Below are 17,149 nucleotides of genomic sequence, written 5' to 3' on the forward strand. Positions count from 1 at the left end.
AAAACTATAAATAGCAAAAAGAAAAAGGGCCCTGGCGGACCCTTTGTAAAAAATAAAAAGTCCGGATAGTTTTATGCACTATCCGGACTTACGATAACTTTCAGCAAATTCAGATAGCAATTCAAGCCAAACTGGATTGAATCGCTACTTGCGATCAATCCTACTTGAATTGCCACCATTCCTTAACATTTGCTACAAAAGTCATCGTTTTTACCTCGTCATTATTTATAATTTTCCTTTAAGAATACTGGTAAATTTCTCCTTTGTCAAGAGCCTTTTACCAATTGCCTGACAAAATTTCGCCCCGCTGTGCCAGTTGGACGTAAAGCTTGCTGCCAGAAACAGACAAGCCTTCGATTTCCCGGTTAGAAACGTGCTTCCAGGTCTTTTCGTACTTGCCGTTTTCTTGAACCTTGAAGAGCAGGTTGTTGAAGCCTACGTAGAAGTGGCCATTGCCGTAGGTGATCCCTTGAACTGGGGAGGCACCAGCCCCTTGCTTGACAAAGTTGCCAGCGGTTCCTGTAACCTTGGTGACCTTCCAGGTGTTGCCAACCAAGTTCAGCTTCCAGTACTCGTAGCTTTGAGATCCACCATTGTGGAAGAGGCCGTACATGGTGCCGTCGCCGGCAAAGGTCGCATTGTGGAAGTAGCGGCCTGATGTACCAACGTCCACCTTGATGGACCAGATCTTGTTCAGTTGCAGGTTGCTCTTGTTCAGCTGCAGAATTTCTTCTGAGTAAAAGCCGTTGCTTTGACCACCTGGCAGCTTGTTGCGGTTAGCCAAGACGTAGATGTACTTGCCGCTGGCACCAAGAGATTGGCCGTGACCCAGCTTGATGTATGGGCTGACCTTCAGGTTTTGAGAGTAGCTTTCAAAGGTCTTAAAGCTGAGGTTCTTGTACAAGTAGTTTCTTGGTGACAGGTATTGAGCCTTGTACTTGTTGATCTTAGATAAGTTAAAGGCGACGATGTTGCCCTTTGGGTTAGCAACGTCAGTAGCACCGGCGCTAGCATACCAGGAGCTGTAAGCCCAGCCGCCATTAACGGCCAAGCCTTCCATGACTGGACCTACTTGCTGGAAGCCATTGCCTTCTAGACTCAGGTTTCTTGGTTCCCACAAGTTAGTTCTCAAGGTCAAGCCACCGCTGGTCCAGCTATTAGAGCTGGTTTCTACGCCGTAGCGGTTTCTAGCGTTCCACTTAGCCGAAGAGCCAGAGTGAGACCGGGTACTCTTAACTTCCTTTGGCCCTTTTTGGGTAGACACTTCTGGGCGGATGCCAGAATTAGGGTTGTCAACATGGTAGAGGTTAACCGTCTTCTTGATCTTGCCGTAGGAATAAGTCAGCTTGCTTCCGCTAACAGTAGCTTTAACGGCAGAACTATCAGGGTTAATCACGTTGCCCCGGCCATCCACGACATAGTTCAAGGCATCCTTATTGTTAAAAGTGTTGTCGCCCTTAACCAGGTAGACGTTGCCAGCCGCAGAGATCTTGTTCTTGATAAACCAGCTTTCGCTAACCCAGCCAACTGGCCGGCCGTTAGCGTACATGTAGTCATAGTAGCCCTTCTTGGTCTTTTGGCTGGCAGATACTTGGATCTTGCTGGTCTTGAAGTACTTGGTTGAGCTGACCTTCTTGGATGGGCCCTTCTTTGAGACCTTGCTATAGATGTTCATGGTCTTGCCATTGGGCATCTTGGTCGTAATGGCAGCTTCAGCTTGGGCTGGCTGACTGAGCGCTAAAGCAGCACCAGCTGCAGCCAGCAGCAACAGACTTTTCTTTCCTTTTTCCATTGAGCTTTTCTCCTTCTTCCTTTTGCCGTAAAAAACAAAAGGCTAAATAAACAATCGATTTACACACAGCAACAAGAACTCCTTGCCGCATCACTTTAATTATAACACTGAAAAGGAATTCAAAAATAAATCCTAAAAATAAGACTCCAAGTTTGACAGACGCGCCTAGGAGTGTTTTAATTAGCACTGTATTCAAATGAGTGCTAATTTAATTCATTAGGAGGATCTTATGTTAGTACCTACTGTTATTGAACAAACCGCTCGCGGTGAACGCGCATACGACATTTACTCAAGATTATTAAAGGACCGCATCATCATGCTCAGCGGTGAAGTTAACGACCAAATGGCCAACTCCATCATCGCTCAATTGCTTTTCCTTGATGCTCAAGACAACACTAAAGACATTTACATGTACATCAACTCCCCAGGTGGCGTGATCACTTCCGGGATGGCGATCGTCGACACCATGAACTTCATCAAGTCCCCAGTTTCTACCATTGCCACTGGGATGGCTGCTTCTATGGCTTCCATCATCTTGGCCGAAGGCGAAAAGGGCAAGCGCTTTGCCCTGCCACACGCTACGGTTTTGATTCACCAACCTTTGGGCGGGGCTCAAGGGCAAGCAACCGAAATTCAAATTGCGGCTGAAGAAATCTTGAAGACCAGAAAGATGATCAACGAACTCTTGGCTAAGGATTCTGGTCAAGACATCGAAACCATCAAGCGCGACACTGAACGCGACCACTACATGACTGCTCAAGAAGCCAAGGACTACGGCTTGATCGACGACATCATGGTTAACCAAAACAAGTAATTTTTACAAATAGTTATGACAATTGCAAAAAGACCAGATACTTTGTATCTGGTCTTTTTCTGTTATATCTTCTATTTTTCTATTTCTTTGTTAATTACCGCAAGTTATCCGCAATCTCGTGCAGCTTCTTCAAGCGGTGGTTGACCCCAGACTTAGAAATGGGGCCATCTGGCACCTGCTGAGCCAGCTCTTTTAGGGACAGCTCTGGGTGCTGCAGGCGGAAACGAGCTAAGCTGGCCAATTTTTCTGGCAAGGAATCCAGTCCTTGTTTTTCATCGATCAATTCAATGTCTTCAACCTGCTTGGCGGCAGCGCTGGCAGTTTTCCGCAAATTAGCCGTATCGCAGTTGACCAGGCGGTTGACGGAGTTCCGCATGTCCCGCATGATTCGCAGGTCTTCAAAGGCCAGCATGGCGTTGACCGCGCCTACCACGTGCAAAAAGTCGCCGATCTTTTCGGCTTCTTTCAAGTAGACGATGCTGCCGCTTCTTCTGGCCGTTACCTTGGCATTTAGGTCAAAGTACTTGTTCATGATCTCCTGCAGGTCCTCGCAGTGGTTGGAGTAGGTGCAGTAGATTTCCAGGTGGTAGCGGCTGGTTTCCGGGTTATTGACGGAGCCACTGGCCAAAAAGGCGCCGCGCAGATATGACATCGACCGCTGCTCAGAGTGCTTGATCTTGTCTGGAATCCCGGTAATGAATCCTTTTTCCGGTGAATAAATCTGCAGATCTTCCATGATCTCCGGCACCTGCTGGGCGACCCGGACCAGGTACTGGTGGTTCTTTTTCAGCTTCATCTTCCGGGTCACGATCAGCTGGGGCTCAAAGCCGTAAGCCGTCTTAATCAGGGAAAAAATCCGCCGGGCGATGGCCGGGTTTTCCGTCACGATGTCCAGGCTCATCTGGCCAGCATGCCGGCTCAAAACCGCGTTCATCCGCAAAAAGGCGGCTAGTTCTGCCTTGGCATGTTCAGGGTGAACCTCAATTGAAGTTAGTTCTTTTTTTACGTCACTGGCATAACTAGCCATTTATTTCCTACTTTCTTTTAAACATTTCCTGCAGGGCCAGGTCGATAATTTCCTTAGCGACCTTGTCCCCGTCATGGAAAACCAGGCCATTGCGCTGGTCGGTAAAGTCATCCATGATCACCCGGCAATCTTGGGCCTTCAAGCCCTCAAAGTCATTTTCAACCGGCATCAGGTATTCGTCATAGTCTTCTGGATGGAACTTGGTCATGTCGATCTTGGCCCCGTTGACCAAGGCCGTATCAATATAGTTGCCGCCCAGGTGCTGGTTGATGACCCGGACGTGGTCAGCATCGGTCAAGCCGACGGTTTCCCCGGCCTGGGTCATGATGTTGCAGACGTAGATGGTTTCCGCCTTAGTCTGGCGCATGGCTTCGCCCACATTCGGGATCATTAAGTTGGGCAAAATAGAGGTAAAAAGCGACCCTGGCCCCAGCACGATCGCGTCAGCGCCCATGATGGCGTCAATCACGGCTTCAGGCGCCTTTGGCGTATCGTCAGCCGTCACCCAGACCCGCTTGATCTGCTTGTGCTGGCTGGTGATTTCCACTTCGCCTTTGGCCTTGGATCCATCCATGAATTCAGCATTTAAAGTCAAGGGCTCGTTAGCTGATGGGTACACGTGCCCATCGACCTTCATCATGGCTGACAAGGTCTGGACCGCATCAAAAATATTGCCCTGCATTTCACTCAAAGCCGCAATGATCAAGTTGCCGATGGCGTGGCCGGAGAAGAAGGAGTCTTTTGAATCAAAGCGGTATTGAAAAATCTTCTTCTCATCGTCTGGCAGTTCGCTTAAAGACACCAAGACGTTGCGAATATCGCCAGGCGGCACCACGTTGATATAGTTGCGGATGACGCCGGAAGAACCACCGTCATCTGACACGGTCACGATCGCCGTGATTTCGGCATCCTGCTTTTTCAAGGCCTTTAAAATAACGGGCAAGCCCGTCCCGCCGCCGATCACGACGACGCGGGGGCGTCTTCTCTTGATGACCCGAATAATCTTGTTTTCGCTAAACATTGTGTTTCCTACTTTCTGAGATAACGGCTGATTTCTCTGTGCGTAATGTCCACAGGATACTTTTCAGAAAGGTCCCGGGCCAGCTGCTGGGCAATGGAAACGGAACGGTGCTGGCCGCCCGTGCAGCCGATGGCAATGGTCAACTTTTCCTTGCCTTCAGCGATGTAGCCAGGGATTGCCGTTAACAATAAATCCAGTAATTTTTGGTAGAAAACCTTGGTCTCGGGCTTGTCCATCACATAATTGAAGACCCGCTTGTCAAGGCCGGTAAAGGGCCGCAGCTCTGGAATGTAAAAAGGATTTGGCAAAAAGCGCACGTCCATGACGATGTCGGCATCGATTGGCATCCCATACTTAAAGCCAAAGGACATGACTTCAATGCCAAAGCTGGGCTTGGAGCTCTCCCCAAACTTCTTTTGCAGCTTCTCTTTTAATTCCTTAGGCTTCATCTTGGAGGTGTCAATGATGTAGTTGGCCCGGTTCTTAACGCGGGCTAAATATTGACGCTCCTCCTTGATCCCGTCTAAGAGTCGGCCATTTTGCCCCAAAGGCGGCAAGCGGCGGGTTTCCTTGTAGCGGGCCACCAGGGTATCATCTGAGGCATCTAGGAAGACAACCGTTGCCTGGGTGTCGCCATTGTCCTCTAAGGAGTTGATCTCGCTGATCAGGTCCTTGTAAAAGGACTTGACTCTGAGGTCGATGACCACGGCGACTTTTTCAAAGTCTTCTGAGTTGTTCATCAAATCCCAGAGGTTGACCAGGAGCTCTGGCGGCAGGTTGTCCACGACAAAGTAGCCGATGTCTTCCAGGGAGTGGGCCGCCACCGTCTTGCCGGCGCCGCTCATCCCCGTCAGGATCAACAGTTGTTTTTTATTTTTTTCACCCATGCTTGTCATTTGTACCACCTTTTTAAGTCATTAAATTCTATCATACCGGGTGTTTCATCTTCTCGCAAGAATTTTACTTTAAAAAATCTCTTAAGCCGTATACCGTTCGTCCCTTAAAGCCGGTCAGGGTCTCAGCATGGACCAAGGCGCTGAGGACGGATTCCTCAATCGTCTCAATTCCAGCTTCAAAAACCGGATCCAGCTGGCTGTCGGGCATAAAGGCAAAAGTCTGTAATTCTTTGTCATCATGGCCAACCTTTTGCGCTGTGGAAAAAGCTAGAGCGATGTCGCCGGACCCATCGCCGATGTAAGAGCCAGTCCGCCCGAGGCCCACGGCGCTGCGTCTGGCTAGCCGGCCCAGCTGCCGGCTGGACAGGGGCAGGTCAGTGGCGAGCACCATCACGATCGAGCCCTGGTCTTTTTGGTAGCGGTCGTAGAGCTGATTGCCTTCTCGCTTCGCTCGATCTAAGACGGCCTCTCTTAATTCTTCGCCTAATAAGCGCTGCCCGGCCCGCAGGCGGCCGAAGGCCCCAAAATTGGCGCAGACGATGGCGCCAATGTGGTACTTTTGCCCTTGGTAAGGCACTTGCCGCGAAGCTGAACCAATGCCGCCCTTAAAGCCCAGGCAGCGCATCCCGGTTCCGGCCCCGTAATTGCCTTCAGAAAAGTCTTCGCCTTTTTCCGCGATCGCCAGGGCCTCTAGGGCGTCTTTCTCCGTGACCGCCATTTGCCGGATCGCGTTCAAATCGCCGTCATTGCACTCCATCACGACCGGGTTGACCGTGCCGGTCGTGAGGCCAATCTCCGGGTTACGGTCCAGCATGTAGCGGGTCAGCGCCGTCCAGCAGGTCCCCACCGACAAGGTGTTGGTCATCAGGATCGGCGTCTCCAAGGTTCCCAATTCCGCGATCTGGACCAAGCCGGTGGTCTTGCCAAAGCCGTTGATGACTTGGCCACTAGCCAGCAATTTTTCTTTAAAAAGATTGTCGGCGGGAATAATCGCCGTGACGCCGGTATTGATGTCGCCCTTTTTTAAAGTCACCTGGCCCACTTTGACGCCGGGGACATCAGTAATCTTGTTTCGAACCCCGACCTGGTAGCGGCGGGGCAGGTCCAGTTCTCCTTTTAAGCCCATTTTTGTTTCTAGCTCCCCTAAATCTCGGTCATAAACATCTTGGCAACCAGCAGGTCTTGAATGTTGTCCGTCTGGTAGCGAACAATCCGCTCATCCACCGCTTCAGCGCCAGGATAAAAAGCAGCTGCGCGAGCCCGGCCAGCACTGGCAAAGCAGAATTCCACCGTATAGCTTTCTGGCAAAGGACCCAGCTTAGCCGGATTCAGCAAGGCCTGCTTGATCCCCTTTTTGATCCCATCATAAACGTCTTCTGGGTGCTTGTTCCAAGTGGCGCTGCCGACGCCCTTCTTGGTCGCAAAGGTTACGATACCGGGGCTGATTGCTTCAGCGCGCTTGCACATGCCAGCATCCCCAGACAAGAAGATGGATGGCACGCCCATGTCAGCTGCGCAAAGATAGTTGAAGGAATATTCTGATGCTAATTCTCCGTTCAGCTTGACCCAGGAATACCAGCCATGCTCTACCGTGTGGTCTAGCGGCGTTTCACTTGAACCCGCCGGTGAGTGGTAGCCAATATGGATGGCAAAATCAAAACTATCGTCGATCCCGGCCATCATCTCAGCTGGTGACGAGTCCCAGCCCCGGATCAGTTCGATCCCTCTCGGCAGGGCGGCTGGATCCAGGTTCATCCCGTCTTCGTGGCCATCTTTGACCGTCACTTCATAGCCAGCTGCCTGGCAGGCCTCAATCGCCGCAATCGTTTCTCTAGTCATTTCAGCCACAGCCAAGTCGTAGCCTTTTTCCCCGTAGTGGGTTTCGGGCCAAGAGGTCACGCCGCTGCAGCCTTCTAGGTCGGTACTAATGTAAATCTTTTTTGCCATTTTTCTGCCTCATGAAAAAGAAAAAATACTTGCTTTTCCTATTACCTTAAATTTTAGCATTAAAAAAAGCTGCCGAGTCTTTAACCTTAAGTTAAATCTCAGCAGCTAGCGCTTACCAGTGCATGAAGGCCAGGGCAATTTCATTGACCCCGAAGATCATGAGGTAAATCGCAATTAAGTAAATAGTGCTCAGCCCTGCGATCTCTGGCCGGAATAAGAGCATGATCCCTAAAACCAAGCCCAAGATGTTCAAGAGCAGGTTAAAGAAGAAGTACCAGCCTGTTTGGAAGAAGCGCAGGTGCCAAGAGAAGACAATCCCAATGATTGAGTCAACAATAAACCAGAGGGCGACGAAAATTGCAATCGTGTAAGCCCCAATCTGGTTGTTCCACAAGAAGAAGATCCCGATCAAGATGTCAAAAATCCCCGATAACAAGGTTGTCCAAGATGGGCCAAAAAATCCGTGGAACGCGGCAAACATGGAGATCCAGGCAATCCCCTGCATGATGGCTAAAACGGCCAAGATGACGACTAAGCCCTTCAGCCCTTTGCCCGGGTGGGCAAAGAGGTAGATGCTCAAGATTACGGAAACCACGCCGCCGATGAAGACGCCCCAGTCAAAGTTGCGTCTAGTGTTGTAGTCGGAATCAAACATAAAAATCAGTCCTTTCAAGTCAATGAAAATCTAAGATCGTTACATTGCCTTCCGCTTTCATTTTACAATACTTTATGGAAAAGGGTTAGTTTCCGCGAAGAAAATTTATTTTGCTTCTTTTTGTTCTTTTTCCGCCTTAGCCATCGCCTTTTGGGTCAGCTTGACGTCCCGCTCTAAAACTGGCTTTAGGTATTTGCCTGTCCAAGAATCTGGGCAAGCTGCCACTTCTTCTGGCGTGCCTTGGCAAACCAGCTGGCCGCCCCGCTCGCCCCCTTCTGGGCCCAGGTCGATCAGCCAGTCGGCCGTCTTGATCACGTCTAGGTTGTGTTCAATCACCAAGACCGTGTTGCCTTGGTCCACCAGCCGGTCCAAAACGCCGATCAAGCGCTTGATGTCGTCTGTGTGCAGACCCGTGGTTGGTTCGTCCAGGATGTAGAAGTTCTTACCAGTCGACAATTTTTGCAGTTCACTAGCCAGCTTCATTCTTTGGGCTTCCCCACCAGACAGGGTCGTGGCTGGCTGGCCCAGTTTCACATAGCCTAGGCCTACGTCCACGATGGTTTGCAGCTTGCGGTGGATCTTCGGAATATTCTTGAAAAAGTCAGTTGCTTCACTCACCGTCATGTCCAAGACTTGGGCAATGTTCTTTTCCCGGTAAGTAACTTCCAGGGTTTCAGAATTGTAGCGCTGGCCATGGCAGACTTCACAAGGAACGTAAACGTCTGGCAGGAAGTTCATTTCGATCTTGAGAATCCCGTCACCGTGGCAGGTTTCACAGCGCCCGCCCTTGACGTTGAAGGAGAATCTGGCCTTGGTATAGCCCCGCATCTTGGCTTCGTTGGTTTGAGCGAACAGGGTCCGGATGTCGTCAAAGACGCTAGTATAAGTCGCCGGGTTGCTCCGCGGCGTTCTGCCGATTGGGCTTTGGTCGATGTCGATGATTTTTTCGATGTTCTTCCAGCCGGTGATCTTGTCATACTTGCCCGGCTTTTGGGAGTTGTGGTTGAGTTTTTGTGCCAGAGCCCGCTTCAAGATCTGGTTGACCAGGGTGGACTTGCCAGAGCCGGACACCCCGGTCACGACCGTGAACTTGCCAAGTGGAAAATCAACGGTCAAGTCTTTCAAGTTGTTTTCCTTGGCGCCAGTCACGGTAATCTTCTTGCCGCTGCCCTTGCGTCTAGTTAATGGTACCGGAATAAACTTGTCGCCTCTCAGGTATTGGCCAGTAAGGGAGTTTGGATTGGCCATCACTTCTTCAGGCGTCCCAGCCGCCATCACCTCGCCGCCAAATTCCCCGGCCCCTGGCCCCATGTCGATCAGGTAGTCAGCCGCCTTCATGGTTTCATCGTCGTGCTCAACCACGATCAAGGAGTTGCCCAGGTCCCGCATCTTTTTCAGGGAAGCAATCAAGCGGTCATTGTCTCTTTGGTGGAGGCCAATGGATGGCTCGTCCAAAACGTACATGACCCCGGACAGGTTGGACCCAATCTGGGTTGCTAGCCGAATTCTTTGAGCTTCGCCCCCGGACAGGGTCCCAGCTGACCGGGACAGGGTCAAGTAGTCCAGGCCCACGCTGACCAAGAAGGTCAAGCGGTCACAGACTTCTTTTAAGATTGGCTTGGCAATGGACGTTTCTTGTTCAGACAGCTTGGCCCCTTGGAAAAAGTCCAGAGCATCGCTAATCGGCTGGTCGCTGGCGTCGGCAATATTTTTGCCATTAAACTGTACGGCCAAAGCCTTTTCATTCAAGCGCTTGCCGTGGCAGACCTCACATGGCAGTTCCGTTAAGTACTTGGACATGGATTCCTGCATGAACTTGGACATTGGCTTGTTGTAGCGGCGCTCAACATTGTTCATGACCCCTTCATATGGCCGCTTGGTGTCGGTGACGCCAAAGTCGCCTTCTAGGTGAAAGGCAATTTCCTTGTCGCCGGACCCATATAAAACCAGGTCCTTTTGCCGCTTGGTCAGCTTTTTAAAAGGCTTGTCCATCGGGATCTTCAAGGCCGCGCAGGCCTGTTCCAGCATCCCCGTATAATACTTGGACGTTGCCCACGGCGCCAAGGCCCCTTCATCCAGGGTCTTGTCCTTGTCAGGAATGACCAGGTCGGGGTCAACCGTCAGCTTCATCCCTAAGCCATCGCAGGCTGGGCAGGCCCCAAAAGGCGCGTTGAAAGAGAAGAGCCGCGGCTCCATTTCCCCCACCGTAAAGCCGCAAAGCGGACAAGCGTAGTATTCAGAGAAGCTGATCTTCTGGTCGCCAATCACGTCGACGTCCATGTAGCCTTCTGACAAGCGAAGTGCCGCTTCCACGGAATCAAAAAGGCGGGAGCGGATGCCATCTTTATTGACCAAACGGTCAACCACGATTTCGATGTCGTGGCGCTTATTTTTTTCCAGCTGAATGTCTTCGCTGATGTCGCGCATATCGCCATCGACGATCACCCGGACATAGCCGGCCCGCTTGATTCTGGCAAAAACTTCCTTGTGCTCGCCCCGCTTGGCCCGGATGACTGGCGACAGGATCTGCAGCTTGCTTCTTTCTGGCAAGGACAAAATTCGCTCCACCATCTGGTCAACTGACTGCCGCTGGATCAGGGTCCCATCGTTGGGACAGATGGGGTGACCCACTCTAGCCCAGAGCAAGCGCAGGTAGTCATTGATTTCCGTGACCGTCCCCACGGTTGAGCGGGGGTTGTGGGACGTGGTCTTTTGATCGATAGAAATGGCTGGGTTTAAGCCATCAATGGAGTCAACGTCCGCCTTGTCCATCTGGCCCAAAAATTGCCGAGCATAGCTAGACAGGGATTCCACGTAGCGTCTGCGCCCTTCGGCATAAAGGGTGTCAAAGGCCAAGGAACTCTTGCCTGACCCGGACAAGCCAGTAATGACGACCAGTTTGTCCTTGGGGATGGTTACATCGATATTTTTCAAGTTGTGCTCGCGGGCACCCTTAATCACGATTTTTCTATCTGCCATTGAAATTCTTGCCTTTCTTCGTATTCGGCTTTCTGACTGAGCCTTCTAGTTCAATGATGGCGTCGCGGAGGTTGGCAGCTGATTCAAAGTCCAGCTTCTTGGCTGCGGCTTCCATCTGCTCTCTTAAGTTGGCGATCATCTGCTTCTTCTGCTTGACGGTCAATTCGTCAAAGTTGAGGTCCGCAAAGCTCTTTTCTTCTTCAGCCAGCTTGTCCTTGTCGCCCTTGACCACGCTGATCACGTCCCGAATCGGCTTGATGATGGTCTTTGGCACGATGCCGTGCTCTTCGTTAAACTTCATCTGGATCGCCCGGCGGCGATTGGTTTCATCGATGGCGGCCTTCATGGAGTCGGTAATGTGGTCAGCGTACATAATGACCTCACCATTGGCATTTCTGGCGGCCCGGCCCATGGTTTGCACCAGCGGCCGGTAAGCCCGCAAAAAGCCTTCCTTGTCGGCGTCCAAAATGGCCACCAAAGACACTTCCGGCACGTCGATCCCTTCTCTAAGCAGGTTAATCCCGATCAAAACGTCAAACTTGCCAAGACGCAGGTCCCGGATGATCTGCATCCGCTCTAAGGTCTTGATGTCTGAGTGGAGGTAACGAACCTTGATGCCCAGGTCTTTTAAGTAGTCCGTCAAGTCTTCTGCCATCTTCTTGGTCAAGGTGGTCACAAAGACCCGCTCATTGCGGTCAATCCGCAGGTTGATTTCCCCAACCAGGTCATCGATCTGCCCTTCGATTGGCCGAACTTCGATCTTGGGATCAAGCAGCCCAGTCGGCCGAATCACCTGTTCCACGATCTTGCTGGTCCGGTTTAATTCATAGTCGCCTGGCGTCGCAGACACGTAGATGATGTCGTTGACGTGCTGCTCAAATTCTTCCAGCTTCAGCGGCCGGTTGTCCAAGGCCGATGGCAGGCGGAAGCCGTAGTCGATCAAGGTTTGCTTCCGGTTGCGGTCGCCGTTGTACATAGCGCGGATTTCCGGCATGGTGGCGTGGGATTCGTCAATCAAGAACAGGGAATCTTCTGGGAAGAAGTCCAAAAGAGTGTAAGGCGGTTCGCCCGCCTTCCGGTTTTCCAATTGCCGGGAATAGTTTTCGATCCCGTTGGTGTAGCCGACTTCTTCCATCATTTCCATGTCGTAGGTGGTCCGCTGCTTGATTCTTTCGGCTTCCAGCAGCTTGCCCTCGCTTTCAAACTTTTTGACTTGGTCAGTCATTTCCTGCTTGATCCGCTTAATAGCGCCATCTAGCTGGTCCTGGTTGGTCATGAAGTGGGTGGCTGGGAACAAAGACACGCTCTCTCTTTCGCCCCGAATTTCCCCGGTTAAAGGATCGATTTCCACGATCCGGTCGATTTCATCCCCGAAAAATTCGATCCGGTAGGCCCGGTCTGAGTAGCCGGCTGGGAAGACTTCTACAATGTCGCCATGAACCCGGAAGCGGCCCCGCTGGAAGTCGATGTCGTTGCGGTCATACTGGATGTTGACCAAATCTCTAAGTAAGGTATTTCTTTCATATTCTTGACCCACATAAACATTCAGTACGCTGGCTGCGTACTCTTTAGGCGAACCCAAGCCGTAGATGCAAGATACTGATGCCACCACGATGACGTCGTTTCTGGACATCAAGGCACTGGTGGCTGCGTGCCGCAGCTGATCGATTTCATCGTTGATCGCGGCATCTTTTTCAATATAGGTGTCAGATGAGGGCACATAGGCTTCTGGCTGGTAGTAGTCATAGTAAGAGACAAAGTATTCCACGGCATTGTTTGGGAAAAAGTCTTTGAACTCGTTATACAGCTGCCCAACTAAAGTCTTGTTGTGGGTGATGACCAAGGTTGGCTTGTTCATCTTGGCAATCACGTTGGCCATAGTGTAGGTCTTACCGGTACCAGTAGCCCCCTTCAAGATCTGCTCTTTGGTGCCCGCCTTAAAGTTAGCGACCAACTGGTCAATAGCTTGCCCCTGGTCGCCAGCTGGCTGGTATGGGGAAACCAAGTCAAAATGGTTGTTGTCTTGCCGCTTAATCACGCTATTCCTCCTAACGCACTATTTAACACTAATTCAGTCTCTCTATTCTACCACTTCGAACGTATATTCTAACAATAATTTGCTTGTAAAAAAGCACTAAAAAAGACCACCTCATGGTGATCTTTTCTAAGCTATTCTTTTTACTTCAATAAGCCCTGGCTTTGCAGGTAGTTGTAGGCTTCTTGGCCCGCAGTACTGCCTTCGCCAACCGCCGTTGAAACTTGGCGGAGATCCTTTGGCCGCACGTCGCCGGCAGCAAAGATCCCTTCTTGCTTAGTGTGCATGTTTTCATCGGTTGGAATCCAGCCATTTTCATCCAAGATGCCCAGGTCCTTAACTGCGTTAGTGACTGGCAAAAGGCCGACGTAGATGAAGACGCCCTTAGCAGGCAAGACCTTTTCTTCACCGGTCACCTTGTCCTTGTAGCGGACGCCAGTAACCTTGCCGTCTTCGCCGACGATTTCTTCGGTTTGGGCGTTCCAAACAAAGTTGACCTTGTCATTGGCAAAAGCCTTCTCTTGCAGTTCTGGCTTGGCCCGCAGCTGGTCGCGGCGGTGGACAATGGTCACGGTCTTAGCTGACCGGGTCAGGTAAAGACCTTCTTGAACGGCGGAGTCGCCGCCGCCGATGACAGCCACGTCTTCATCTCTAAAGAAGGCAGCGTCGCAGACCGCGCAGTAGGAAACCCCATGTCCTGAATATTCATCTTCGCCAGTTACGCCTAGGTGCTTGTGCTCAGCCCCGGTCGTGATGATCACGGCAGGTGCCACGTATTCTTCACTGTCAGTGATAACGTGCTTGAACTTGCCATCAAGCTTGATTTTTTGCACGTCGCCATATTCATAGCTGGCACCGGCGTTTTGCACCGTTTGGTACATCTTTTCGCCGAGTTCTGGACCCTGAATTTCCACAAAGCCTGGGTAGTTGTCAATCCCAGCCGTGTTGTTCATTTGTCCGCCATAAATGCCGCGGTCAAGCAGAACAGTCTTCAGATTAGCCCGGGCCGCGTAAACTGCAGCGGCCATGCCGGCAGGACCGGCACCAATAATTACAACGTCAACTTCTTTAGCCATAAGCGGCCTCCTTTTACTTACTTTTTACAAGTAATATCATACCTGATTTTTGAGAAAAAGCAAGCCACTTGCTTAAATTCGAATTTCTGGCCCCATTTCCCGGCTCATCATCAGCTTGATTTCATCCTTGACGTTAGTGCCTTCAAACAAAACGTTGTAAATCGCTGCTGAAATTGGCATGTCCAAAGAATACTTGTCGCAGATCTCGTGCACCGCCTTAACGGTCGTCACCCCTTCAACGACCTGACCCATGTTAGCCAGGACGTCTTCTAGTTTTTGCCCCTGCCCCAGCTGGTAGCCGCAGCGCCAGTTTCGGGAGTTAACCGAGGTACAGGTCACGATCAAGTCGCCGATACCGGACAAGCCGGAAAAAGTCCACGGCGCCCCGCCAAAAGCGATCCCTAACCGGGTCACCTCGGCTAGACCCCGGGTCATCAGGGCCGCTTTGGCGTTATCGCCGTAGCCTAGACCCGCCAGGATCCCGGCAGCAATGGCAATGACGTTTTTCACCGCGCCGCCGACCTGGACCCCAATCGGGTCATTGCTAGTATAAAAACGGACATAATCATTAGAAAAAATCCGCTGCAGCTTGGCCGCATTGTCCAAACTGGTGGAAGCCAGGGTAATAGCCGTCAGGTCCTTTTGGGCCAGGTTTTCGGCGTGGCTTGGCCCCGACAAGACAACCATCTTGTCCATTTGGTCTGGATAGATTTCGTCTTTAAAAATCTGGTTCACCAGCTTCTTGCTACCTGGCTCAATCCCCTTGGTGGCACTGACCAAGAGCGGCTGCTTGCCGGTCTTGTCCAGCTCCTGTTTGACCAGTTTGGCCACAGAGCGGATGGCAGAGGTTGGAACGACAAAGAGGATCACGTCACAATCCTTTAACACCCAGCCCAGATCTAGACTCGCCACCACCTTTTCATTGGCGTGCCAGTCTTTTAAATAGTGGGCGTTGGTGTGGTAAGTATTGATCTCGTCAACCACGCTTTGCCGGTGGCCATACAAGGCCACTTCACAGCCATTGTCAGCCAGCATTGAAGCCAAGGCGGTCCCCCAGGAACCGGCCCCTAAAACGGAAATTTTCGTCATAAGTGTCTACCTTTCGTATGGATATTTTAAACCGCTACCATCAAGATACCACTTTGGCTTGACTTTGACACGTCTGTAGACAAATAAAATAATGACAGCCACTAATAAAACTAAGCTCAAGGCTTGGGAGACACGGATTGTGCCAAAGATATACAGACTGTCCGTCCGCATCCCTTCGACGAAAAAGCGCACGATCGCGTACCAGCCCAGGTAAAACATGAACACTTCCCCTTGCTTGAAGAGGTGCTTTTTGTGCCGCAAGGACAAGATCAGGATCAAGCCGATCAAGTTGAAGAAGGATTCATATAAAAAAGTTGGCTGGTAGTAGTGGCCATTGATGTACATCTGGTCAATGATGAACTTGGGCAGGTGCAGACTCTGCAAAAAGGCCAAAGTCGTTTGACTCCCGTGGGCTTCTTGATTCATGAAGTTGCCCCAGCGGCCCAGGATCTGAGCCGCCATGACGCCAGGCGTGACCACGTCCAGCATCAAGAAGGGCGGCAGCATCCTTTTGTAGCAAAAGACAAACAAAACGATGGCCCCAGTAATCAGACCGCCGTAAATGGCGATCCCCCCGTTCCAGATGGCGATGATTTCGCTCGGGTGCTGGGAGAAGTAGCCCCATTCAAAAATCACGTAGTAGATTCTGGCCCCGATAAAACCGAGCGGTACCCCCCACAAAAGCAGGTCGATGAAATCATCGCTCATAATTTGCCGTCTTTGCCCTTCCTTGATGGCCATGTAAGTCGCCAGCAAGATCCCGGTGGCAATGATGATCCCATACCAGCGGACGTGGAAGGGTCCAAAACTAAAAGCAATTGGGTTCAGTGCTAAATTCACTAATCCTTGTCCCTCTCTTTTTCTTCTTCAGTATTTTCCGCAATCAGGCTGGTCAGGTTTTCGTCAAAAGTCTTCGCTGCATCAAAGCCCATGGCCTTGGCCCGGAAGTTCATGACGGCTACTTCTACGATATTTTCCATGTTCCGGCCGACCTTAACAGGGATCGTAACTTGCGGAATGGCAATGCCGCAGATGATCCGGGTATTTTCCTGGAAGCCCAGGCGGTCATAGTTGGCCTTGGAATCCCAGTTGGTCAAGTTGATGACCAAGGAGATTTCCGTTTCGTCCTTGATGGCCCCAATCCCAAACAGCTTCAAGACGTCGATGATCCCGATCCCCCGGATTTCCATCAGGTGCTTCAAGATCTTTGGACTTTCACCGACTACCGTTTCGTGGTCTCTTTGGTAAACGTCCACCCGGTCGTCCGCGATCAAGCGGTGGCCGTGCTGGACTAAGGCTAGCGCCGTTTCTGACTTGCCGACGCCGGATTCACCGGTTAAAAGAACCCCCATCCCGAAGACTTCCACCAAGACCCCGTGAACGCTGACGCGCTTGGCCAGTTTAACGGCCAAGTACTGGTTGATCATGCTCATCAAGTAGGTGGTGGCGTCATTAGAAATCAAGATTGGCGTCTGGCTTTCAGCCGCTGCCGCTTTTAGTTCTTTTGGCACCGGCAGGTTGCGGGAAATCAAGATGCACGGCGTTTCTGGCTCGCAAATCTTGTCAAAAACCCGCTTGCGCATGTCACTGTCAAGGCGCGCTGCGTAAGAAATTTCCGTTCTACCCATCAGCTGCACCCGGTCAACTGGGTAAAAGTCAAAATAGCCTGACAATTCCAGCCCTGGCCGGTAAATATCGGAAACCTTGATCTTCTTTTGTGATACGTATTCTTCGCCTTGCAAGACGCGAATATTCTTATTGTCTTGCAAAAAATCGGCTAATTTAACTGCGTTGCTCATTTTTTCTCCGATCCTTTAC

Annotated in this window: 14 protein-coding genes; 1 reads left to right on the forward strand and 13 read right to left on the reverse strand. The window is 51.1% G+C overall.

What is annotated here, in order from left to right:
* Nucleotides 1-277: 277 nt before the first annotated feature.
* Nucleotides 278-1,792, reverse strand: a complete 1,515-nt coding sequence (locus ACI4WN_RS07930; protein WP_439777720.1) for an SH3-like domain-containing protein — start codon at nucleotides 1,790-1,792, stop codon at nucleotides 278-280.
* A 229-nt stretch (nucleotides 1,793-2,021) separates the two neighbouring features.
* Between ACI4WN_RS07930 and ACI4WN_RS07935 the strand changes: the two genes are divergently transcribed.
* Nucleotides 2,022-2,606 (forward strand): ATP-dependent Clp protease proteolytic subunit, encoded by a 585-nt coding sequence (locus ACI4WN_RS07935; protein ID WP_008461710.1) that lies wholly within the window; start codon nucleotides 2,022-2,024, stop codon nucleotides 2,604-2,606.
* 94 nt (nucleotides 2,607-2,700) lie between these two features.
* Here ACI4WN_RS07935 and whiA read toward each other — a convergent pair whose 3' ends face one another.
* The 12 genes from whiA to hprK all read right to left on the reverse strand — a co-directional run bounded on the left by whiA (nucleotide 2,701) and on the right by hprK (nucleotide 17,130).
* Nucleotides 2,701-3,633, reverse strand: a complete 933-nt coding sequence (whiA, locus tag ACI4WN_RS07940) for a DNA-binding protein WhiA (RefSeq protein WP_008461709.1) — start codon at nucleotides 3,631-3,633, stop codon at nucleotides 2,701-2,703.
* Between the two features lie 7 nt (nucleotides 3,634-3,640).
* On the reverse strand, nucleotides 3,641-4,654 hold the full coding sequence (locus ACI4WN_RS07945) for a gluconeogenesis factor YvcK family protein (RefSeq protein ID WP_439777721.1): 1,014 nt from the start codon (nucleotides 4,652-4,654) through the stop codon (nucleotides 3,641-3,643).
* Between the two features lie 8 nt (nucleotides 4,655-4,662).
* On the reverse strand, nucleotides 4,663-5,541 hold the full coding sequence (gene rapZ, locus ACI4WN_RS07950) for an RNase adapter RapZ (protein ID WP_035172933.1): 879 nt from the start codon (nucleotides 5,539-5,541) through the stop codon (nucleotides 4,663-4,665).
* A 73-nt stretch (nucleotides 5,542-5,614) separates the two neighbouring features.
* Nucleotides 5,615-6,676 carry a DmpA family aminopeptidase gene (locus ACI4WN_RS07955; RefSeq protein ID WP_439777722.1) on the reverse strand — a complete coding sequence of 354 codons (1,062 nt, stop codon included), beginning with the start codon at nucleotides 6,674-6,676 and terminating at the stop codon, nucleotides 5,615-5,617.
* Between the two features lie 17 nt (nucleotides 6,677-6,693).
* A complete protein-coding gene (locus tag ACI4WN_RS07960) occupies nucleotides 6,694-7,497 on the reverse strand; it encodes a M55 family metallopeptidase (RefSeq protein WP_439777723.1) in 804 nt (267 codons plus the stop codon).
* Nucleotides 7,498-7,609: 112 nt separating this feature from the next.
* Entirely contained in the window at nucleotides 7,610-8,152 is a 543-nt protein-coding gene (locus ACI4WN_RS07965) for an HdeD family acid-resistance protein (protein WP_439777724.1), read from the reverse strand.
* Nucleotides 8,153-8,257: 105 nt separating this feature from the next.
* Nucleotides 8,258-11,131 (reverse strand): excinuclease ABC subunit UvrA, encoded by a 2,874-nt coding sequence (uvrA, locus tag ACI4WN_RS07970; protein WP_439777725.1) that lies wholly within the window; start codon nucleotides 11,129-11,131, stop codon nucleotides 8,258-8,260.
* The gene (uvrB, locus tag ACI4WN_RS07975; protein ID WP_439777726.1) at nucleotides 11,121-13,169 is read right to left on the reverse strand and encodes an excinuclease ABC subunit UvrB; all 2,049 of its coding nucleotides are present in this window, start codon (nucleotides 13,167-13,169) and stop codon (nucleotides 11,121-11,123) included. The genes uvrA and uvrB overlap by 11 nt, the downstream gene beginning before the upstream one ends.
* Before the next feature lie 140 nt (nucleotides 13,170-13,309).
* Complete coding sequence (gene trxB / locus ACI4WN_RS07980) at nucleotides 13,310-14,242, reverse strand: thioredoxin-disulfide reductase (RefSeq protein ID WP_439777727.1); 933 nt, start codon at nucleotides 14,240-14,242, stop codon at nucleotides 13,310-13,312.
* 72 nt (nucleotides 14,243-14,314) lie between these two features.
* Nucleotides 14,315-15,331: an NAD(P)H-dependent glycerol-3-phosphate dehydrogenase gene (locus ACI4WN_RS07985; protein ID WP_439777728.1), complete on the reverse strand. Its 1,017-nt coding sequence runs from the start codon at nucleotides 15,329-15,331 to the stop codon at nucleotides 14,315-14,317.
* Between the two features lie 6 nt (nucleotides 15,332-15,337).
* Nucleotides 15,338-16,171, reverse strand: a complete 834-nt coding sequence (lgt, locus tag ACI4WN_RS07990; protein WP_439777729.1) for a prolipoprotein diacylglyceryl transferase — start codon at nucleotides 16,169-16,171, stop codon at nucleotides 15,338-15,340.
* On the reverse strand, nucleotides 16,171-17,130 hold the full coding sequence (hprK, locus tag ACI4WN_RS07995) for an HPr(Ser) kinase/phosphatase (RefSeq protein WP_439777730.1): 960 nt from the start codon (nucleotides 17,128-17,130) through the stop codon (nucleotides 16,171-16,173). The genes lgt and hprK overlap by 1 nt, the downstream gene beginning before the upstream one ends.
* Between the last annotated feature and the right edge of the window lie 19 nt (nucleotides 17,131-17,149).

It is taken from the genome of Lactobacillus sp. (assembly GCF_051893255.1).
Classification (GTDB): domain Bacteria; phylum Bacillota; class Bacilli; order Lactobacillales; family Lactobacillaceae; genus Lactobacillus.